Origin of the sequence: Adlercreutzia wanghongyangiae (assembly GCF_035989245.1) — a bacterium.
In the GTDB taxonomy this organism is placed as follows: Bacteria; Actinomycetota; Coriobacteriia; order Coriobacteriales; family Eggerthellaceae; genus Adlercreutzia; species Adlercreutzia wanghongyangiae.
The window spans coordinates 76,813-97,610 of the sequence record NZ_JAYMFF010000020.1 but is presented as its reverse complement, the minus strand read 5'-3'; the positions used below and the strand labels follow the sequence as shown (position 1 = coordinate 97,610).

The following is a 20,798-nucleotide window of genomic DNA, read 5'->3' as shown; positions in this document are numbered from 1 at the left end:
ACAAGACTTCTGATTGTACGATATGTTCCATAAAAATGAAACATTTTTAGTATATGGGATATTTTTCCGTAAAAATGAAACTTATTTGACGCTATGCGGGTGCTCGTAAATCTTGCGGGTGCTGTTTTCGCTCCCCTAGAATGATCCTCGCCTCTACGGCAACCGGCGGGGCTCGGGGGGGGGGTGCCTTCGAGGTGCCGGTCCCGCACCCCGGGCGAGCTAAAGCCCGCCCCTACGGTGGACTGCCCCTGCGGCGGATCGCCCCCGCAGTGGACTGCTTCTGCGGTGGGTCGCTCTTGCGGCGCGCGGATATTGCCGGGATGGCACCGCGTAGGGGCGGCCTTCAGGCCGCCCGCCGGGTTGAGCGCGGCCACCTTCTCTGTCGCCCGTAGGGCAAGGGCTCTGCCCTTGCCGCCTTAATGCGGCCATTTTCATTGCCATACTTCTACTTGTCATGCGTCACGTGACATGCTACATTGTTTGAAGGAGGTGGGAGATGATAAAGACGTTCGCCGATTCAGATACGCGGGAGCTGTTCGAGACGGGCGAGAGCAGGAAGCTTCCTGCCGATATCGTCCGCAGGGCGCTTCGCAAGCTGGAGTCTGTCGACAACGCGGTGCTCGTGACCGACCTTCGGCTCCCGCCCGGCAATCGGCTGCACGCTTTGAAGGGAGATCGTGCCGGGCGGTTCTCCATTTCTATCAACGATCAATGGCGCATCTGCTTCAGGTTCGAGCTCGATGGTGTCTACGATGTCGAGATCTGCGATTACCACTGAGGCTGCTAGTAAGGGAGATGCTATGAACGACGATATGATTCTGATCTCGCGCGAGCCCGTCCATCCGGGGGAGTTTCTGCGCGAGGACTACATGCCCGAGCTGGGGTTCACGGTGGCGACGTTGGCGAAGCGCCTTGGCGTGTCGCGCCAGACGGTCAACGACATCGTGCGCGAGAAGCGGGGCTTAAGCCCGGAGATGTGCCTGCGCCTGGGGCGCCTGTTCGGCACGACGCCGCAGTTCTGGATGAACATGCAGTCGAAGGTGGACATCTGGGACTCCATGGCCCTGCACGAGGACGAGGTCATGGCCATCGAGCCCATCGAGGTAGCTGCCATCGCGTAAGCGGCTGCTGCGCCTTCGGCCGCTGCCGAAAATATGGTGCGCTCTGGGTGCGCTCTGGCGTGGGGCGCTCTCTCGGCCTATAATGAATCAATTAACCGTTCAGGGCACCGATTTGAAAGAAGGAGCGCAGCCGTGGCCTACTATTTCGAGGAACCGTCCCGTACATTCAACGAGTACCTGCTGGTGCCGGGCCACACGCCCGCCGACTGCGTGCCTGCGGCGGTCAGCCTGAAAACGCCCCTGGTGAAGTACCGCAAGGGCGAGGAGGAGTGCCCGCTCACCCTTTCCGTGCCCATGGTGTCTGCCATCATGGCCGCCGTGTCCGATGACAAGATGGCCGTGGCGCTGGCCACCGAGGGCGGTCTGTCGTTCATCTACGGCAACCAGTCCATCGAAGACGAGGCCGCTATGGTGGCCCGCGTGAAGGACTACAAGGCAGGCTTCGTCACCTCCGACGCGAACCTGTCGCCCAACATGACCCTCGAGCAGGTGGTCGACCTGAAGGAGCAGTACGGCCACTCCACCATGCCCGTCACCGAGGACGGCACCGCCCACGGCAAGCTGTTGGGCATCGTCACCGAGCGCGACTACCGCCTGTCCCGCATGTCTATGGACGAGAAGGTGGCCGATTTCATGACTCCGCGCGAGAAGCTCGTGGTGGCCCCGGCCGACACTTCGCTCAAGGAGGCCAACGACATCATCTGGGATCACAAGCTGAATTCCCTGCCCATCGTGGACGCCGACGACCACCTGGTCGCGCTGGTGTTCCGCAAGGACTACGATTCCCACAAGAGCAACCCCGACGAGATGCTGGATGCCCACAAGCGCTACATGGTGGGCGCGGGCATCAACTCCCGTGACTACGCCGAGCGCATTCCCGCCCTGGTGGAGGCTGGTGCCGACGTGCTGTGCATCGACTCGTCTGAGGGCTACTCCGACTGGCAGAAGTTCACCATCGAGTGGGTGCGCGAGCACTACGGCGACTCGGTGAAGATCGGCGCGGGCAACGTGGTTGACGCCGAGGGCTTCCGCTTTTTGGCCGACGCGGGCGCCGACTTCATCAAGATCGGCATCGGCGGCGGCTCCATCTGCATCACCCGCGAGACCAAGGGCATCGGTCGCGGCCAGGCCACGGCGACCATCGAGGTGGCGCGCGCCCGCGACGAGTACTTCCGCGAGACGGGCGTGTACATTCCTATCTGCTCCGACGGCGGCATCGTGTACGACCATCACATCTCGCTGGCCCTGGCCATGGGCGCCGATTTCGTCATGCTGGGCCGCTACTTCGCCCGCTTCGACGAGAGCCCGTCTGCCAAGGTGATGGTGAACGGCACCTACATGAAGGAGTACTGGGGCGAGGGTTCCGCCCGCGCTCGCAATTGGCAGCGCTACGATTTGGGCGGCAAGAAGAAGAACCTCTCCTTCGAGGAGGGTGTGGATTCCTACGTGCCCTACGCCGGCAGCCTGAAGGACAACATGGCCATCACGCTGCTGAAGCTGAAGAGCACCATGTGCAACTGCGGCGCGCTGACCATCCCCGAGTTCCAGGACAAGGCCAAGCTCACGCTGGTGAGCGCCACCTCCATCGTGGAGGGCGGCGCCCACGACGTGCTGCTGAAGGACAAGGCTCCCTACGCCAGCAACACGCGCTAGGCGCGGCGGCATACCAAGAACGAGAGGCGGCTTGCGGGCCGCCTCTTTTGTGCGCGGAAAGAACAGGGTGGGTGAAGGGCCGGAGTGGTTTGAGCGGGCGGCTTGAAGGCCGCCCCTACAGGCCTGGGGCTTCGAATACGGGCGGACGCTTGCGGCTTGCGGAGATGGGCGGCCTGAAGGCCGCCCCTACGGGGTGCTGCGAGAGGGTGTTTCCGGGTTGCGGAGGCGGGCGGCCTGAAGACCGCCCCTACGGTCCTGGGGCTTCGAGTACGGGCGGACGCTTGTGGCTTGCGGAGGTGGGCGGCCTAAAGCCCCCCCCTACGGGGTGCTGCGAGAGGGTGTTTCCGGGTTGCGGAGGCGGGCGGCCTGAAGGCCGCCCCTACGGAGGGGTTGCGGTGGTCTGTGGGGCCGAAAACCGCTGGTTGTGTCTAAAATTACAAGAAATTCGCGCGTGTTGTTCCCGAGCCGTTGACCGATGCTATACTGGCCATTTAATGGATTAGAGTGTCAATTTCGGTCGAGAGGCGAAAGAACATGGGAGATATGACGATCGGCATAGCACTATTTGTGCTGATCATCGTTATAGGTCTGGTGATAGGCCTGCGCCTCAGCTCCACGACTGCTCAGCGCCGTGCGGTGGTGGTCGCCTTCGGTTCTATGGCGGCCATTGCGGTGCTGTTCTATGTGTTCGCCATGCAGGCCGCCCAGTTGTGGGCGGCTCCGGTGTTCGCCATCGCGTGCATTGTAGTGCCCATCGGCGCCTACACCTTGATGATGCGTGGCGTGCAGCCCGACAAGGTGGTGTCGCGCCGGAGCGCCAACGAGGCTCCGAAGCCCATCCGCTCCGACCGTGCCAACCGCACCACCCGTCCTGCTACGGCTCTGGATGCCGCGGTTATGCCCATGACTCCCAACCATCCGGTGAATGAATATCTGTCCCTGCAGCCTGAGGATGTCGAGCTTGCCGAGGATATGGACGCCGAAGCTACTTCCGACGAGGCGATGGCCGAGCCGGCCGCAGCGGGCGTTGCGGCTGCCGACGAGGTGCCGATCGCCGAGGCCGATGTGACTGCCGAGCTGTCGTCGGACGAGCTGGCCGGTGCCGCCGAGGCGCAGCATGGCGAAGATGCCGCCGATGCCGAGGCGACCGACGATGAGACTGCCGCCGAGGGCGACCGGGCGCAGGATGCCGAGACCCATCCCACCGCCACTGAGGCCTTCATCGAGGAGTACCTGGTGGAGCAGAACGAGGACGAGGGCGGCTTGTTCGAGCCCGAGGCCTCGCCGTCGCTGCAGACGGAGAAGCCCGGCGCGGCCGTAACTTCCACGTCCACCATGATGGTGACCATTCCCTTCTCTGAAGGCGATGAGCGGTTCCTGGTGGTGTCGGAGAGCACGTCGGTGCCGAATCCCATTCTGGCTTACAAGCGCACCACTTCGTCGCATCTGGTACCCATGGGCTCTGCCAAGCATGGTCCGCGCGAGAAGACCCCGCTGCATGCCGACCTGTCGGCCCCGGTGCCGCTGCGCGAGAAGCCCGCTGCCCCGGCTGCGCCCGAGCAGCCCGTGTTCGAACAGCCCACGCTGACGTGGGACGACGCGCGCGCAGAAGAAGCTTCCCCGGCCGCCGCCTCGGCCCCGGCCGAGCAGTCGGCCGCAGCGCCCGCCCCCGCCGCTCCCGTGGCGGCCGTTGCCGCATCAGCTGCTGTTGCGGCTGCGCCCGCGCCCACGCCCACGCCTGCTGTCGAGTCGGTGGCGGCTCCCGCCCCCGTGCCCTCTGCTTCTGCAGCTCCTGTTTCGGTTGCCGAGTCGGCCGCTCCTGCTGAGGCCGAGTCTCGACCTGCGGTTGAGCCGGCGGCTCCTGAGCCCGCTGCAGTGCGCCAGGAGGCCCCTGTTCCCGCGTCCGCCGCGGCCCCGGCCCCCGTAGGGGCGGCCTTCAGGCCGCCCGCAGCAGCCGAGCCCCAGCCTGCCCCTGCCCCCGCTGCTCCCGAACCTGCGGCCAAGCCGGCCGCCCCGGCGCCCGCAGTGGTGTCCGAGGAGCGCTTCCAAGAGATCATGGACAAGGCCCAGAGCCTGCGCGAGCGTGGCATGCATCCTGTGGCCGCGCGCCTGTACGCTCAAGCGGCCGAGTCTGCGCCGCGCGGCGATGCCCAGCGCCAGGCCCGTTTCGAGGAAATCGCGTGCTACGTGAAGGCCGGTCAGAACGACAAGGCCCGCGCCTTGGCGGCCCAGCTGCGTACGTCCAACGTGCTGACGCGCGTCGAGCGTATCAAGCTCGACGCCATCGAGAGAATGGGGTAGGTCATGGCCGCCCACGCCCGTCCTCCTCGTCGATCGCCTGCGCAGCCCACGCCGCGCACGGCAGCACGCGCTTCCGGCCCGCGCCGGCTGCACATGCCCGCCACATCGCCCATCGTGCTGCCGTTGGTGGCTCTGTGCTCGGTGGCGCTGTCGGCGTGCATGGCCTTCGGCAGCCCCGTGCTGTGGACGAGTGCCGCCCAGCAGCTGGCCGACGATGTGGCGGACGCCCCCGCGCCCACGACGCCTGAGGAAGAGGAAGAGCCCGCGCCGAACGATCCCAATGCTCCCGAGCAGGTGGTCATCGGTGACTACCAGGCTATTTCCCAAAGCAACGATCCCGGTCGCCGCGAGAACATTCGCCTGGCCGCCGAGGCGGTTGACGGCACCGTTATCCAACCGGGCGAGGAGTTCTCATTCAACGAGGTGGTGGGCAATACCTCGCTGGAGCGCGGCTTCCAAGAGGCCTCCGTTATCCGCAACGGCGAGGTGGCCCTGGGCGCCGGCGGCGGCGTATGCCAGGTTTCCACCGCCATCTACATCGCGGCGGTGAAGGCCAATCTGGAAATTGTGGAGCGCCATCCCCACTCGGTGCCGTCCGACTACGCTCCCATCGGTTTGGACGCCACCATCGTGCACGACCAGTTCGACCTGCGCATCAAGAACAACACCGCCCATCCCATCACCATCAACGCGAAGGCGCTCGGTCAGACGGTTGAGGTGTCCATTGTGGGCGATCCGCTGCCCGACGGGCTTTCAGTGGACGCCACCTCCCACGTGACGAGTCAGTACGAGCGCGAAGACGATCAGGGCAAAATGCGCCAGTATTACGTGACCGAGTCGTTCAAGGTGTACTACGAGTACGGCCAGCGTACCACGCGTGACTTGCTGTCCAGCGACATTTACCTCATTACCGAGGATTCCGAAGTGGTTTTGGCCGAAGGCAGCGTCGAGCCGAACAAATAATACGCGAAAGCCGTGGGAGAGTGGTTGTTTTCGCTGGCGAACGCTAACGTTTCGTTTACAATGAGCCTACCTGCAAGACCGAGCACCGCCTGCGCTCAGACGGTTCGCTCCCCCGAGAAAGAGATACCATGGAAACCAATGAGTCCATTCTCGTTCGCGATGTTGTCGGTCTGGACGATCGTCGCGTCATCGGCAAGATGCGCGAGCTGCGTGTCGACTGCGACAGCCTGGCCGTCAGCCATTACGTGGTGGCCAGCGCCACCACCACGTCTCCGCTGGTGCTTCCCTTCGACCGTGCGCTGTCGGTGGGCGACACCTTCGTGACGGTGCAGACGCGTGAGAACTTCCTGCCCGCTTCGTCCGCCGAGGCCCAGGCGCTTATCGCCGGTGGTTTCAAGCTGGTGGGCGTGGACGCCTACAGCCGCACCGGTAACAAGCTGGGCACGGTGGCCTCCTACGAGTTCGATCCGGTGTACGGCACCGTGACCAGCCTGAAGCTGGCCGACGGCTCGGTGTACCCCGCTGACACCTTCGTGTTCTTCGCACCCGAGTTCGTGTTCGTCGACAACGGCGCCAAGACTGCTGCCGAGCTGCGTGCGACCGGCACGACGGCTGCTGCCGAGATTGTCGCCGACGAGGTGGCGGAAGAGGCCGTGGCCGAGGTCGAGCTGGAGGAAGCCGTGGCCGAGGTCGCGCTGGAGGAAGCCGCCGAGGAAGAGGCTGCCGAAGAGGTCGAGGAGGCTGCTGAGGAGGCCGTCGAAGAGGCCGAGGAGGAGCTTGAGGCCCCCGAGCTGTCCGACGAGGATGCCCAGCTGGTGGAGCTGCTGGTGGGCGCTTCGCTCGTCGACGACGTGACCAGCGAGGACGGTGCCTTCACTGCTGAGAAGGGCACGGTGCTCACCCGCGCGATGGTGTACGACGCCATCTCCCACGATGCGCTGTTGCTGCTCACCCTGGGTGCCGACATCTAAGGTTCCACTGCATGCGCAGGCAACCACAACGCGGGCGCTCCTTGCGGGGCGCCCTTTTCTATGCCATAGGATGTGCGAGGCCTTGGTAGAGCGCCTGCAGGTCGGCCTCGAAAATGCTGTTCGGCAGGCGCACGAACGAGATGTCGTGGGTGATGGGCTCGCCTGGCAGCTCGATGATGCGCAAGGCACCCTCCTGCACCTCGCGTTGTACGGCCGCCTCGTACACAAAGGAGATGCCCAGGTTCCCGGCAACGAATATCTTGATGATGTCGAGGCTTTCCACCACGCACACATCGGCGAAGGCCGACGGGCTCAGATTGCGCTTTGCCAGAATATGGGCGAGCACGTCGCGGCTGCCCGAACCCGGCTCGCGCAGAATAAGGCGTTCGCCGAGCAAATCCTCGAAGGTGGCGGGGGTGCTGGCGAAGCGATGGTCGGCCGCGCAGATGGCCACCAGCTTCTCGGTGCGGAAGGTGTTCGCGGTATAGGAGCTCTTGTCGAACAGGCCTTCCACGAACGCGCAGTCGATAGCGCCGGCGTCCATGAGGGACAGCAGGTGCTGGGTGCCCCCCGATCGCACAGTAACCTGCACCGACGGGTGGTCGGACAGGTAGCGCACTAGGGGGGCGGCCACCACGTATTCGCCGGCCGTCAGCGTCATGCCGATGCGCAGCTGCACGGCGGCTCCATGGGCCACCTCGGCGATACGCTCGTGCAGCAGCGCGTCATCGTGGGCCATGGTGGACAGGGCGTCACGCAGCACGCGGCCAGCTCGGGTCAGCTCCAGTTTCTTGCGGTGATAGGTGAACAGCTTCGCGCCGTATTCCTTCTCAAGGTAGGCGATGTGCTGCGATACGGCGGGCTGGGTGAGCGCCAGTTCCTCGGCGGCGCGGGTGTAGTTGAGCGTCTGGCACACGGTGAGGAAGGTTTTCACGCGAAAGTCCTGCATAGGCCCTCCCGGACAACGGCAAAAGTCGAATAAGCCCCTGCATTTTATCAATAATAGTATCTTATGGCAGCATAAAAATAGATAAGTTTTCTTTTGGTAAGAATGAGCGCATAATAGCGGGCATCGCGTTCCTGCGGATCGTCGCGAAGCCGTCCGGCGATCCGTGGTCGAACCCCTCCCTCCTATGGATCAATGAGCCCCAACCGAAAGGTAACCCATGCGCGACGTTATCAAGAAAGTACCGATTCCCACTGCGGGCGTGGCCTTGGGCCTGGCTGCTTTGGGCAACCTCCTGCAGCCTTACACCGAGATCGCCCATGTCGTATGCGGGTGCTTGTCCCTCTTCCTGGTGAGCATGCTCATCGCGAAGGTGGTCATGTTCCCGTCCATGATTCGCGACGACCTGCAGAATTCCATTCTGGCCAGCGTGTCCGCCACCTTCTTCATGACCCTCATGCAGCTGGCCGGCTACCTGGCACCCGTGGCCATCGTGCCCGCTTTCGGGCTGTGGTGCGCGGCCATCGTGGGCCACTTCACGCTGATGGCGTGGTTCACCGCCCATTACATTCGCAACTTCAAGCTCGCCGAGGTGTTCCCCACCTACTTCATCTGCTACGTGGGCATTATCGTGGCGTCGGTCACCTCGCCGACCTTCGGGATGCAGGCCTTCGGCCAGGGCATCTTCTGGTTCGGCTTCGCCTGCTTCGCGGTGTTGCTGGCCGTGGTGGCCGTCCGCTACATCAAGCACGAGATTCCCGAGCCCGCTCGTCCGCTGTTCTGCATCTTCGCGGCTCCCATGGGGCTGTCGCTGGTGGGCTATCTGGCCGTTATGCCCGATCCGAACCCGGTGTTCGTGGCCGTGCTGATGGGTCTCGGCCAGGTTATGCTGGTGGGCGTGGCCACGCAGCTGCCGAAGTTCGTGGCTCTGAAGTTCTACCCCAGCTACGCGGCTATGACGTTCCCCTTCGTCATCTCCGCCATGGCGCTGGGTAAGGGCATTCAGGCCCTGTACGCTGCCGGCATCGCCATTCCGATGCTGCCGATGGTGGAGGCGCTCATCGCGCTGGAGACCGTGTTCGCCGCCGTGATGGTCACCTACGTGTTCACCCACTACATGAAGTTCTTCTTCGGTACGCCGAAGGGCGCTCCGGTGGCGGCTCCTGCGGTGGAGGCCCCGGTGGTGCTCTCCGCCGAGACGGCCGAGTAACGACATCAACTCACAGCCTCGGGTAACCGACGGCCCCTCCTCTCTCCCCGAACGCTCCGGTTCCCTCCCGGGGCGTTCCCCTTTTTGCGGAGAGTTCTATTCCTCGATAGCGCGGGCGATCAGGGTGCGCAGCTCGTCGATGCCGTCTCCCTTTTCCGACGACGTGACCACCATGGGCGTGCCCTTCGGCAGGTCGAGCGCCTTTTTGATGGCGGCGCGCTGCTTCTGCTGCTGTTGCTTCGACAGCTTGTCGGCCTTGGTGAGCACAATGGCGAAGGGCAGCTCGGCGTCTTGCAGGAAGCGCACCATGTTGCGGTCGAGCGCCGAGGGGTCATGGCGAATGTCGATGAGCGACACCACGAGCGCGAAGTTGCGGTCCTGGTTGTAGTAGCCCTCGATGAGGTCGCTCCAGCGGTCCTTCTCCGACTTCGACACCTTCGCGAAGCCGTAACCGGGCAGGTCCACCAAGTCGTGGCCGTCCACCTCGTAGAAGTTGATGGTGGCCGTCTTGCCCGGCGTGGCCGACACCTTCGCGAGCCCTTTACGGTACATCAGCTTGTTCAGAAGCGACGATTTGCCCACGTTCGAGCGTCCCGCGAAGGACACCTCGGGACCGGTTGAGGCCGGCAGTTGGGCCGACGTGCCGTAGGCGGCCTTAAACGATGCGTTGTGGAAGTTCATGGGTGCTCCTTACATGGCGGTGCGCTTATTTGGCTTGAAAAGCACAGTTTTGGAACATCAGCAGCTTTCCGCGTGGCCTTCGGTAATGCGCCACGTGGGGAAATGCTGCGCAGGTAATACAACCGACGCTACTTTTCCCTCAATTCGGCTGCAACAGGTTGCAAAAGCGTGCTTTTCAAGCCAAAACAGAGAATCGGCGGTGATCAGTCTTTGGCTGCTTGCAGGTGGTATGGTACCCGAAAGCAATGGTTGGCGCAGGGAAGGAGCGCGAAATGACTGAAAAGGGGAGAAGCGACAAGCTGGAAGTGGCGCGCATCACGGGCGTGCAGGGCATCCGCGCCGCCATGGGCGTGCTGGCGCGCGAGGCTGGGGGCGACCGGGAAGCGACCAGTCGACCAGAGGGCGGCATGGCGGCTGTCGGGGACGCGGGGAAGGACGCCGACACGTCGCTGCCCACCACCGAGGTGGATGCTCCGCATCCGGTGAAGACCTGCGCCGTCTGCGCCGCCGACAACGACGGCGCTCGCGAGGTGTGCTGGAACTGCGGCGCCTCGCTCCGCCGCGTGCGGTAGGAACGCGGCGCCCTCCAACGACGGAGGAGTCCCCCTGACGAGACGGCTCCATAACGCAGGAACGCCCCCGGAGGGAGGGCGTTCCTAGAATCAACGCGAGGTAGTCGCGGAGGGGAGGGCGAGGCGCCTACCTCGCGTGGCGCAAGACGCCTAGAAGTGGGCGAGGCTCTCGCGGGCGTTGTCGCGCCCGATGAGGTTGTGCTCGAAGCGCCAGGCGGCCTTCAGGTTGTAATCGTCCTCCAGCTGGTGCGGGAGCTCCGGAATCTCATCGTCGGGACGCTTAACCAGCTTGCGGGCCTTTTGCGGGCAGACGTAGGCGCACTGGCCGCAGCGCTGGCAGAGATAGTCGGTCACTTGCGGGGATCCGCCCATGCCGTCCATGGTGATGGCTCCCATGGGGCAGCGGCCAGCGCAGGTTCCGCAGGTAATGCACTTGGTGAGGTCGACTTCCAGCTCATAGTGGGAGCGATGGTTGAAGGCGACGGACTGCTCCTGCAGCTCTTCCCAGCCGCCGAGGGTCGCCGCTCCGGCCTCCCACTGCGCGGTGATGCCGCAGACCTTCGGGTTGCACATGCAGGCCCAAGCGTGCTCCTTGCCGTAGAGGCAGTGCAGGATGAAGCCCGCATCGCGCGCCCGCTGCACAATCTCCAGCGCCTCTTCCTGAGTAATGCGGCGTCCGAGGCCCAGCGACACCAGGTACTCGGCATCGTCGCCCAGGGCAAGGCACGTCTCGATGCAGTCGCCGTTGTTGTCGCGGTAGTCGGTGAACTCGCCCGTGGCAAAATCCTTGAAGGTGGGGAAGGACTCGCCCTTCTCGTGGCATTCGAACACGTAGGTCTCGTAGCGGCAGGAGCAGGGCTGCACGGCGATGTAGTCGTGGTCGCGGATAACCTGGTCGAAGTCGTCGTAGGCCAGAAGCTCGCTTTCCTCCGAGACCACGTCCTTGTTCAGGGGCACCGACATGAACACTGGCGTGCCGGACAGCGCATGGTCCTCGGCCAGGCCCATGCTGCCGAGCAGGGGCCACACGAAGTTCTCCGGATCGGCGTAGTACTCGTCGCAGTAGGTGTAGGTGTTCACGCCCTCGGCGAAGCCGGGAATGTTGTAGGTGCGGCCCTCGTTGCGCGTGCGGAAGGGCAGGTAGGTCTTCTCGCTGAAGAATTCGCACAGCTCCTTGCACTCCTCGTAGGTGCGCTCGATGCCCTCCTTGCGGCACTTGTGGTAGTACTCGTTCACGGTGAACTCGACGCCCCAGGGCATATCCAGGTAGGCTTCCACCTGCTCCTCGGTGAAGGTGTCCATCATGCGCTCGAACATGGCGTCGTTCAGGCCCTCGCCGCAGCCGAAGCCGTGGGTGTGAATGAGCGCGCGCATCTTCACGTAGGCGGCGGGCACCACGGTGCCGTCCTCCTTCACCCACTCGGTCTGCGCGTCGACGTACTCCTTACGGCGGCGGTTCAGCTCCTCGAGCGGCATGGTGGAGCCGCCCAGGGCCGCGATCTCCGGCGGGGTGCCGCGCCACACGGTGCCGTCGCTCAGCACCACCTCGCCCTCCTGGGCCGCATAGGCCACGCCCGTGTCGGGGAGTTCCGGCGCGTTGAGCACCTTGGGAGCGCAGCCGGTCATCGTACCCATGGCGCCGGCAGCGCCGAGGGCGCCCATGGCACCGATCGCGCTTAGAAAGTTTCTACGAGAAATGTTCCCCATCATGGCAGATCCTCCGTCTCTTGCGTCTGTCCGGCAGAGGACGGTTTTCGGGCCGCCGTCGGACATCTCGGGCGTCTCCTCCTTGGAGACGCCCTCATTCTAGACGCTGAGCGAAAGGGTTAGGATATCGTCCCGTTGGGATTTTCCGCAGTGCGGATTCGCGAAACGCAAACGGAAGATTCGCAAAAGCAAAAAGCCTATTGATCTGCGGAAACGGGAAAGTAAAGCTCACTTACGAGATCAAGGTACTCGCGCTGGAGGGGATTAAGCGAGCTGGGGCGGTACAGCAGGTAGGCGTCGGCGATGAGCTCGCCTTCGAACCGGGCGCAGGGGTAGTCGGGAAGGTCGAAGTCGCCGGGGGCGCCCTCCATGGGCTCGAGCCAGAAAACGTACTCGTCATCGAGGTGCTTGAGGAAGGCCTCGGAATTGCGCAAGATGCGCTTGTAGAGAACCTGGATCGATATGCGGTGCTCCGCCAGCTTCTCCGCCACGCCCTCCATGATGATGGACGAGACGGGGTTGAGCGCCGCGATGACCGTCGCCCGGTCGAGCTCTGCCGCGCTTAGCGTGCTCTTTCCGGCGGTGGGATGCTGGGGCGTGCGGGCGAAGACGCAGTGGTACGAGCCGATGCGCGCCCAGGCGATGCTGGCGGGCACGGTGCTCTCGATGCGGCGGCTGGCGCCTCGCACGAGGAAGAGGATCGAGACGTCGCTCAGCCCGTCTTCGAGAACCTCCAGGGGGTCTTCGAAATCGTACTCGTTGGAGCTGAGGATGACCTTGGTGCCCGGATGCTTTGCGAGGAAGGCTTCGCGGGCTGCCGCGATGGGCGGTTCCAGGATATCGAATTCCGGAAAGCTCAGGCGCAGGGCGGCATCGCCGCCAACCGCGCAGTCGCGCAGAAGCTCGTTGTACTCGAACATGATTTTCTGGGCGTGCTCGAGGGCGGTTTCGCCCTCTCGGGTCAGGGCGAAACCGCCCTCTCGCGAGAACAGCTCGCAGCCGATTTCGCGCTCGATGGCAGCCAGGTGCTGGCTGAGCGTAGAGGGCGACATATGCAGCGCCCGGGCTGCGGCGGTCAGCTTCGTGTAGCTTGCCAGCGTGACGAATTCCCTCAAGTAGGAAAGCCTCATAGATACCCCCGCGTCTCCATGGTGCATTGCTCCCGCGCCGCCGGCGGCCGGACGATCGGACATCTGTGATGGATGGCCGGACCTCTGCGGTGCGGACAGGACTAGATATATCATGCACGGTGTCAACAGGCAAGGGGTTTCGATGACGAGGGACCCTGCTCGCGCCCCCTGCTTCGAGGCCCGCTTTGTGCGCGCGGTATGCCAGGAGGCGGGTTGGGGGAAAGGGCTCTCGATGGCGGGCGAATCCCTAAGCCACCGCGCTGTCGGCGAAGCGGGCGACGATAATCTGGTCGAGGGTGAACTCCATGCCGGAGTGCAGGCGGTAGCTGCGATGGGCACCGCAGGCGGGGCAGGTCCAGGTGGAGGAGTCGCGCACGTTCAGCGGAAATACGTGACCGCACTCGTTGCAGCGCACCGTGTAGGGAACGTGCGTGATGACGAGCTTCGCGTTTTCGGCCACCGTGCCACGGGCCAGGAAGGTAAACAGGCCCTGCATGTAATCCTCGATGACGTCGCGGCCGTCGCCGATGGTCAGGTGGACGGCGGACACTTCGGCGGCGCCGGCGCTCGCGGCGTATTCGAGCACGGTGTCGACGATTGGGTGAACTAACGCCATCTCGTGCATAGCGACTCCTCTCACCAATGACGCTCGCGCGCCGAATCCCCTGTTCGGTCGGGGCCTTGTTTGCAGTATAGCCCTGCGCTCATCTATGGGCGCTTGCGACTCGTTCGCTTTTGCCGAAGCCCCGGTTCGGCGTTTCGGAATGGCATGTTTCCCAGCGGCATGAGGGGGCGCATGACTTTACCGCGCGCGGCAATCGTGATTCTGGGACAAAAACCGCGATTCTCAGAACCTTGGCAGCGCGTCGGTGTCCATTTTCTCTGAAGAGCGAGGGGTTTTCCCAGGTCGGCGTTGCGGGCTCCTCCCTTTTGAAGGTCTGCGCCTCTTTCTAAAGTTCTGAAAAACGCGATTTTTGTCTTGCCAGAGGTGTTTTAAGTGTTTTACTCGATGGCGCATGGGAGAAGCGGGCGCTCGGGGCGCTTGCAAAGGGGCGCGATGTCCCCCCCCGGATAGCTCCGTCCGTCGTAATCGGAAGCGCGGTTTGGGAGCGAGGGGTTTTCTCGGGCTTTCCATGGTTATAATGGGGAAATCAACTCGCGGCCGCGGGAATACGCGCGGTCGAAAGCCACGTTTTCCGAGGGAGTGCCATGAAAGCCTACAACCCCCATGAGATCGAGCCCCGCCTGCAGTTGGCCTGGGAGGAGGCCGGCCTGTACACGGTGCCGGAGAATTCCGATCGTCCGAAGAAGTACGTGTTGGAGATGTTCCCGTACCCCTCGGGCGACATGCACATGGGGCACGCGAGCAACTACACCTACGGCGATGTGGCCGCCCGCTACGCCAAGATGCGCGGCTTCGACGTGCTGCATCCCATGGGCTGGGACGCCTTCGGCCTGCCCGCCGAGAACGCCGCGGTGAAGCACCACAGCCACCCGGCTCTGTGGACCTACGAGAACATCGAGACCCAGAAGAAGAGTTTCTCGCGCATGGGCTTTTCCTACGACTGGGACCGCAAGGTGGTGGCGTGCGACCCCGAGTATTACCGCTGGGGCCAGTGGATCTTCCTGAAGTTCTGGGAGCGAGGGCTTGTGGAGCGCCGCAACTCGCCGGTGAACTGGTGCCCGAGCTGCGCTACCGTGCTCGCCAACGAGCAGGTCATCGAGGGCCGCTGCTGGCGCTGCGACTCCGAGGTTGAAAAGCGCGATCTCACCCAGTGGTACTACAAGATCACGGACTACGCCCAGGAGCTGCTGGACGACCTGGACCAGCTTGAGGGCTGGCCCGAGCGCGTGAAGCAGCAGCAGGCCAACTGGATCGGCCGCTCCGAGGGCGCGAACGTGGACTTCATCCTGTGCGACGCCGAGGGGAACGTGCCCGCCGAGCCCACTGACGACGACATCATCACCGTGTTCACCACCCGCGCCGACACGCTCTTCGGCTGCAGCTTCTTCCTGCTGGCGCCCGAGAGCAAGCTCTTGCACGGCCTGGTGGCGGGCACGGAATACGAGGCGCCCGTCATGGAGCTGGTGGAAGCCGCCAAGAAGGTGACCGCGGTGCAGCGTGTTCAGGGTGACCACGAGAAGCACGGCGCGTTCACCGGCCGCTACGTGGTGAACCCCATCAACGGCGAGAAAGTGCCCGTGTGGGTGGGCGACTACATCGTGGCCGACTACGGCACCGGCGCCGTCATGGCCGTGCCCTGCGGGGACGCGCGCGACTTCGAGTTCGCCCGCAAGTACGATCTGCCCATCATCCCCATCATCCTGCCCGAGGACGATGAGCTGTACCCGTCGTTGAAAGACGAGCAGGGCCGCGTGGTCACCTCGGTCGACTGGCCCGAGGCCTACGCTGCCGAGGGCATCCTCGTGCAGTCGGGCCCCTACACGGGCATGCGCGGCGGCAAGCACTCCGAGGGCGAGGCCGCCGTGGTGGCCGCGCTCGAGGAGATGGGCCGCGGGCGCCGCACCGTGGAGTTCCGCCTGCGCGACTGGCTCATCAGCCGCCAGCGCTACTGGGGCAACCCCATCCCGGCCATCCACTGCGATACGTGCGGCGTGGTGCCGGTGCCCGAGGAGGACCTGCCGGTGCGCCTGCCCGAGGACATCGATCTGGCCGCCGGCGAGACGCTGGCCACCCATGCCGGCTTCGCCGAGTGCACCTGCCCGGTGTGCGGCGCCCCGGCCCGGCGCGAGACCGACACCATGGACACCTTCACATGCTCCAGCTGGTACTACATGCGCTATACCGACCCGCACAACATCCACGCGCCCTTCGACCCGGCAAAGGCCAACGGTTGGATGCCCGTGGACCAGTACATCGGCGGCATCGAGCACGCCATCCTGCACCTTTTGTACAGCCGCTTCTTCACGAAGGTGATGCGCGACATGGGCCTGCTCGACTTCGACGAGCCCTTCACGAACCTGCTGTGCCAGGGCATGGTGCTGGACGCCCACGGCGATGTGATGAGCAAGTCGAAGGGCAACGTGGTCTCGCCCGAGGCGGTCATCGCCGAGTACGGCGCCGATGCCGTGCGCGCCTACATCCTGTTTCTGGGGCCGCCCGAGAAGGAGAAGCTGTGGAACGACGACGGCCTGCCGGGCATGTACAAGTTCCTGAACCGCGTGTGGCGCCAGGTGCACGACCTTATGGGCAATGCCGGCGATGAGACGCTGTTCGCCCAGAAGCCGGCCGGCGAGGCAGCCGAGGCCGCGGCGAAGAAGCTTGCGCGCGAGCGCCATCGCGTGGTGCAGAAGGTGAGCGCCGACATCGAGCGCAACAACTTCAACACCGCGCTCGCCGCCATCATGGAGCTGTCGAATGCCGCCGGCGAGTACCTGCGCGCCTTTGGCCCCGAGGATCGCGCGGCCTGCGAGGATAAGCGCGCGCTGGACGCGGAAGTGGCCGAGGTGCTGGTGAAGCTGCTGGCGCCCTTCACGCCGCACCTATCCGACGAGCTGTGGCGGCAGGCGCTCGGGCGCGAGGGCTTTGTGTACGACGAGCCGTGGCCTACATTCGACCCCGAGCAGGCCAAGGCCGACGAGGTGGAGCTGGCCGTGCAGATCTGCGGCAAGGTGAAGGCCCGCATCACGGTGGCCGCCGATGCTCCCGAGGCCGATGTGCTGGCCTGCGCCCGCGAGGCCGTGGCCGACCTGGTAGCCGGCAAGCAGGTGAAGAAGGAAGTGTACGTCCCCGGCCGTTTGGTGAACATCGTGGCCGTGTAGTTGACGCCGTTTGAAGCAGAGCGAGCGTTCGACTTGAGGCCAGGTGATCGCTGTAAAGATTCCGTAGGGGGCGACTTTAGTCGCCCCTTGCTGCCAGGGGCGCCAATTCCGCTCGATAGGGCGGACTGAAGTCCGCCCCTACGAAGGGCGTCTGGCTACGGAGGGCGGAGAAAAACGAGGCGCCCCGGCATCGCCAACGATGTCGGGGCGCTTTTGGTGTTGCCCGGAGCGGAAGGGAGGGGGCCGCCCCGGGCGAAAGGTGCGGCACGGGGCCGCTTTGAGATGGTGCGGTTAGGCGTCCAGCTCGCCGGAGGCCAGCTCCTGGCCCAGCACGTAGGGGAGCGTGATGCAGCAGGCGCCGTAGTTCATGCCCTCCATGGCGAAGGTGTAGGTGGCGCTGTAGAAGTTGCCGATCATGCATCCGGCGTTGTACAGGCCCTCGATGGGCTGGTCGTCTTTGTCAAGCACGCGCAGGTGCACATCGGTGCGTAGGCCGCCGAGCGAGGTGAGAAAGCCCGGCGTGAAGGCAGCTCCATAGAAGGGGCCGTCGCCCTCGCCCACGGGAATCAGCTTGTCGGCCGTCTTGTAGAAATCGGTGTCGGCGCCTGCGGCGCACATGCCGTTGTAGCGCTCGATGGTGTCGATAGTCTCGGCGGGCAGACCCAGCTGGGCGATAACCTCCTCGCGGGTGTCGGCCTTCACGATGTTGAAGCCGTCGGTGTCGTTGTCCCAGCGCTCGATAACCTCTTCCGTGGTGAAGTACTCGCCGTGGGCGTAGTTGATGGCGCCCCAGGGGCCGCCGGCCTCGGCGCGGTTCTGGCCCCAGATGCAGTAGGCGGTTTTCTCGGGCAGATGCATGATGGTGGCGCAGGCGAAGCCGCCCAGCACGTCCTCGTTCATGAAGCGGCGGCCGGTGTTGTCCACCATGAGGCCCGTGTGGCTGGTGTAGGGCTGATCGCCCGGCAGGTTGGGGCGGCCCAGCATGATGTTGTTCGGCTCCTTCTGCCACGCACCGCCGATCCACAGCTCCATCTTGTGGCCGTCGCCGGGCATAAGGCCGCCCATCCAAATGCCCTGGTCGTAGTTCACCTCGGTGGTGAAGTCGCACAGCTCAACGGCCTGCGGGCAGTACTTCTCCATCATGTCCCTGTCGTGGGAGAAGTCGCCGGTGGCCATGACCACGGCCTTGGTGCCCACGTACTTGGTGTAGGCGTTGCCGTCGGTGGCAATGACGGCGTCTACGCGGCCCGATGTACCGTTGGCCGCGCCGCCGCGCACCAGCTGCTCGGCCTTCACGTCCCAGCGCACGTCCACGCCCAGATCCTCGGCGATGTAGCGGCCCATTTCGGCAGCGATGTATCCCTCGCCGTTGCCGATGGCGCCGTGCAGCTCCTCGTCATCCACGTAGAAAGCGTGGGCGGCGGTGGGGGTGTACATGGGGTCGCCCTCTTTGTAGGCCGGGCCCGACTCGATGGTGGTCTTGATGCCAGCGTTAGCGGCGATGTCGATGATCCAGTTGATGGCCTCCTCGGAGTGGTTGTAGAACTTGTACCACAGCTCGGGGCGGAAGTTGCCGCCGTTGGCCGCGTACTGCATGCGGTAGAACCAGGTGGGATCCATGCGCTCGATGCCCATCGACTCCATCACCTTGGAGTACACGCCGTTGTTCGAACCGCCGCGAGAAACGGGGGCCGACGAGGCGCTGATGAGGATGACCTTCAGGCCGTTCTCGGCGCACGAGGCCGCGGTGACCATGCCGGCCATGCCGCCGCCCACCACGACCACGTCGGCCTCCTCGGTGGCGGTAATCTGGTCGTCGGCGATGGGCTCGGGGGCGATTTCGAAGGCCCAGGGCTGGTCGGCGGCGTTCACGCCCGCGCTTGAGGTGTCGGCCAGATTGCCTTCGGCAGCGTCGGTTGTCGTCTGGGCGGCCGGGCTGGTGCAAGCGGCCAGCGCACCGGTGGCCACCAAGCCGGCGGCGCCCAGGGCCGCGCCCTTCATGAAGCCGCGACGATCCATAGATGCTCTCATGTGATTTCCTTCCCTCCAGGATGAACAATGGGCACCGGCGCCGTTTTCCCGTCGGTGCCGACCTCCCTTGAAATCCTAGCGTTTGCGCAGGCTGCGGGCCTCATCCAGTTTGGGTGGTTTCTTTCCCAGAGGGGTGCCGGAACGCCGGCGGGCGCCTATCTGCCCGTATTCAAGGCGAGGCGGCCGATATAATAGATGCGGTTTCGCGTTCTTGCCGCAGTGGCCTTGAAGGGCTGGCGCAGGCGAAGCGGGGAGGGAAGGAAGCTGATGATGCAGAGTGCGACGAGCGACGCGGCGCGACTGGCGGTGGCCGCCGGCTCTTATGGGCTCTTTTTGGCGTGCACGAGCATCGTGCTGTGGGGCGGCTACACCGTGCTGCTGCCAGGCAGCGCTGCCTCCTACGATGCGCGTGCCGTGGAGTACTTCGTGCGCTGCGGTGCTTTCCCCCTGTCGCTGTTCGCCGCGGCCGCTGTTGCCTATCGGCGTCCGAAGAGCGCGGTGTGGCGGCATCCGCTGGTGGCATTGTCGCTGTTTCTGATGGTGCCCGCCATTGTGGGCGCGCATATGGCGGGGCTGATCGGCTTGCACGGGGCGCTGGTGCTGTGCGCGGCGTGCCTGGGGTGCGGTAGCGGTTTCATGTTCTGCTTTCTGCAGGAAATGGTGGCCTCGCTGAAGGTGTACGATGCCGGCATCGTGGTATTCGCGGCCGCTGGCATCTCGGCGGCGGTGTGCATCGCCATCGGGCAGCTGCCCCGCGCGACTATGATGTGGTTGGGATTCCTGGTGCTGGTGCCTGCCATGGCCGCGGCCGTGCTGGGCGCCCGTCGCTTCGTCGGCCAGGTGCATCCGGCATTTGACACCATTCCGGCCCAGCAGGTGGACCGTTGCCGTCGGGCGGCGCGGGAGTCGTGGCCGTCGCTCATCTGCATCGCCTTCTCGGCCTTCGTGGTGGGCCTCATTCGCGTGGAGGCCATTAACAACGCCGAGGTATCCCAGGCCTTCGACAACGCGAATATGGTGGGGTTGCTCATCACGTCGGTGGTGCTGCTGGCCACGTGGAAGACCGTGTACGAGCGGGTGGGCCTTGCACGGCTGTACCAGATCGTGTTCCCGCTGACGGCGACGATCTATCTGCTGCTGCCCTTGCTCGACAGCACGTTTCACCAGTGGCTCGTGCTGCTGGTGTTCGCTGTGTTCTCGGTCACCTCGTCGCTGATGGTGGTGTCGTGCTCGCGTGTGGCACGCAATCAGTGCGTGCAGCCGGTGCTGGTGTACGGGGTGTTCGCGGGCACGGTGTACGCGGCCATGGAGCTGGGGCTTTTGCTGGGCTGCATTCTGGACAACACCGCGGGCATCGGCTTTGCGGGTCTGTCGGTGGTGGCGCTGGTGGCCATCTACTGCATGTCTATGATGATGAACGCCAAGCGACAGCAGGGCGTGACGGCGCCGGCGCCTTCCCCCGAGGATGCGCCGGCCGAGGATGCGTCTCAACCGGCTGCCCCCTCTGCAAGCCCCTGCGATCAGGTGGTGGTCCAGTACGGCCTTTCGGCGCGCGAGGCCGATGTGCTGGGCCTGCTGGCCCGCGGTCGCGATGCGGCCTACATTGCCGAGGAGCTGGTCATCTCGAAGAACACCGTGCGCACCCATATGAAGAACATCTTCGCGAAAACGGGCGTGCATTCGCGGCAGGAGCTGATCGACCTGCTGGAGACCGTCGAGCGTTAGGGCG

16 protein-coding genes are annotated in these 20,798 nt (G+C 64.5%); 10 read left to right on the top strand and 6 right to left on the bottom strand.

What is annotated here, in order from left to right; translation table 11 throughout:
• Window positions 1-496: 496 nt before the first annotated feature.
• The 6 genes from VIN30_RS10075 to VIN30_RS10050 all read left to right on the top strand — a co-directional run bounded on the left by VIN30_RS10075 (window position 497) and on the right by VIN30_RS10050 (window position 7,009).
• Entirely contained in the window at window positions 497-778 is a 282-nt protein-coding gene (locus VIN30_RS10075) for a type II toxin-antitoxin system RelE/ParE family toxin (RefSeq protein ID WP_338211303.1), read from the top strand.
• A gap of 22 nt (window positions 779-800) precedes the next feature.
• Window positions 801-1,121, top strand: coding sequence for a HigA family addiction module antitoxin (locus VIN30_RS10070; RefSeq protein ID WP_338211301.1), 321 nt, complete (start codon window positions 801-803; stop codon window positions 1,119-1,121).
• 132 nt (window positions 1,122-1,253) lie between these two features.
• Window positions 1,254-2,774, top strand: coding sequence for an IMP dehydrogenase (locus VIN30_RS10065; protein ID WP_326425415.1), 1,521 nt, complete (start codon window positions 1,254-1,256; stop codon window positions 2,772-2,774).
• A 534-nt stretch (window positions 2,775-3,308) separates the two neighbouring features.
• Window positions 3,309-5,075 carry a tetratricopeptide repeat protein gene (locus VIN30_RS10060; protein ID WP_338211299.1) on the top strand — a complete coding sequence of 589 codons (1,767 nt, stop codon included), beginning with the start codon at window positions 3,309-3,311 and terminating at the stop codon, window positions 5,073-5,075.
• Window positions 5,076-5,078: 3 nt separating this feature from the next.
• Window positions 5,079-6,038 carry a VanW family protein gene (locus VIN30_RS10055; RefSeq protein ID WP_326425413.1) on the top strand — a complete coding sequence of 320 codons (960 nt, stop codon included), beginning with the start codon at window positions 5,079-5,081 and terminating at the stop codon, window positions 6,036-6,038.
• A 128-nt stretch (window positions 6,039-6,166) separates the two neighbouring features.
• On the top strand, window positions 6,167-7,009 hold the full coding sequence (locus VIN30_RS10050) for a hypothetical protein (RefSeq protein ID WP_326425412.1): 843 nt from the start codon (window positions 6,167-6,169) through the stop codon (window positions 7,007-7,009).
• A gap of 58 nt (window positions 7,010-7,067) precedes the next feature.
• On the opposite strand, the gene VIN30_RS10045 is transcribed toward VIN30_RS10050, so the two are convergent.
• A complete protein-coding gene (locus tag VIN30_RS10045) occupies window positions 7,068-7,958 on the bottom strand; it encodes a LysR family transcriptional regulator (RefSeq protein WP_326425410.1) in 891 nt (296 codons plus the stop codon).
• A 217-nt stretch (window positions 7,959-8,175) separates the two neighbouring features.
• Here VIN30_RS10045 and VIN30_RS10040 point away from each other — a divergent pair, with 217 nt between their 5' ends.
• Window positions 8,176-9,165: a TDT family transporter gene (locus VIN30_RS10040; protein ID WP_326425408.1), complete on the top strand. Its 990-nt coding sequence runs from the start codon at window positions 8,176-8,178 to the stop codon at window positions 9,163-9,165.
• A gap of 96 nt (window positions 9,166-9,261) precedes the next feature.
• Here VIN30_RS10040 and yihA read toward each other — a convergent pair whose 3' ends face one another.
• Window positions 9,262-9,846 carry a ribosome biogenesis GTP-binding protein YihA/YsxC gene (gene yihA / locus VIN30_RS10035; protein ID WP_338211295.1) on the bottom strand — a complete coding sequence of 195 codons (585 nt, stop codon included), beginning with the start codon at window positions 9,844-9,846 and terminating at the stop codon, window positions 9,262-9,264.
• Window positions 9,847-10,118: 272 nt separating this feature from the next.
• On the opposite strand from yihA, the gene VIN30_RS10030 reads away from it, so the two are divergent.
• Entirely contained in the window at window positions 10,119-10,418 is a 300-nt protein-coding gene (locus VIN30_RS10030) for a hypothetical protein (protein ID WP_326425404.1), read from the top strand.
• A 150-nt stretch (window positions 10,419-10,568) separates the two neighbouring features.
• On the opposite strand, the gene VIN30_RS10025 is transcribed toward VIN30_RS10030, so the two are convergent.
• From VIN30_RS10025 to VIN30_RS10015, 3 genes are all read right to left on the bottom strand, one after another.
• A complete protein-coding gene (locus tag VIN30_RS10025; protein WP_326425403.1) occupies window positions 10,569-12,128 on the bottom strand; it encodes an ATP-binding protein in 1,560 nt (519 codons plus the stop codon).
• Window positions 12,129-12,322: 194 nt separating this feature from the next.
• On the bottom strand, window positions 12,323-13,255 hold the full coding sequence (locus VIN30_RS10020; RefSeq protein WP_326425400.1) for a LysR family transcriptional regulator: 933 nt from the start codon (window positions 13,253-13,255) through the stop codon (window positions 12,323-12,325).
• Window positions 13,256-13,502: 247 nt separating this feature from the next.
• Window positions 13,503-13,880, bottom strand: a complete 378-nt coding sequence (locus tag VIN30_RS10015) for a hydrogenase maturation nickel metallochaperone HypA/HybF (protein ID WP_338211292.1) — start codon at window positions 13,878-13,880, stop codon at window positions 13,503-13,505.
• Between the two features lie 584 nt (window positions 13,881-14,464).
• Here VIN30_RS10015 and leuS point away from each other — a divergent pair.
• Window positions 14,465-17,038: a leucine--tRNA ligase gene (gene leuS, locus VIN30_RS10010; protein ID WP_338211290.1), complete on the top strand. Its 2,574-nt coding sequence runs from the start codon at window positions 14,465-14,467 to the stop codon at window positions 17,036-17,038.
• Between the two features lie 291 nt (window positions 17,039-17,329).
• On the opposite strand, the gene VIN30_RS10005 is transcribed toward leuS, so the two are convergent.
• Window positions 17,330-19,069, bottom strand: coding sequence for an FAD-binding protein (locus tag VIN30_RS10005; protein ID WP_338211288.1), 1,740 nt, complete (start codon window positions 19,067-19,069; stop codon window positions 17,330-17,332).
• 267 nt (window positions 19,070-19,336) lie between these two features.
• Between VIN30_RS10005 and VIN30_RS10000 the strand changes: the two genes are divergently transcribed.
• A complete protein-coding gene (locus VIN30_RS10000; protein WP_338211287.1) occupies window positions 19,337-20,794 on the top strand; it encodes a response regulator transcription factor in 1,458 nt (485 codons plus the stop codon).
• Window positions 20,795-20,798 lie beyond the last annotated feature (4 nt).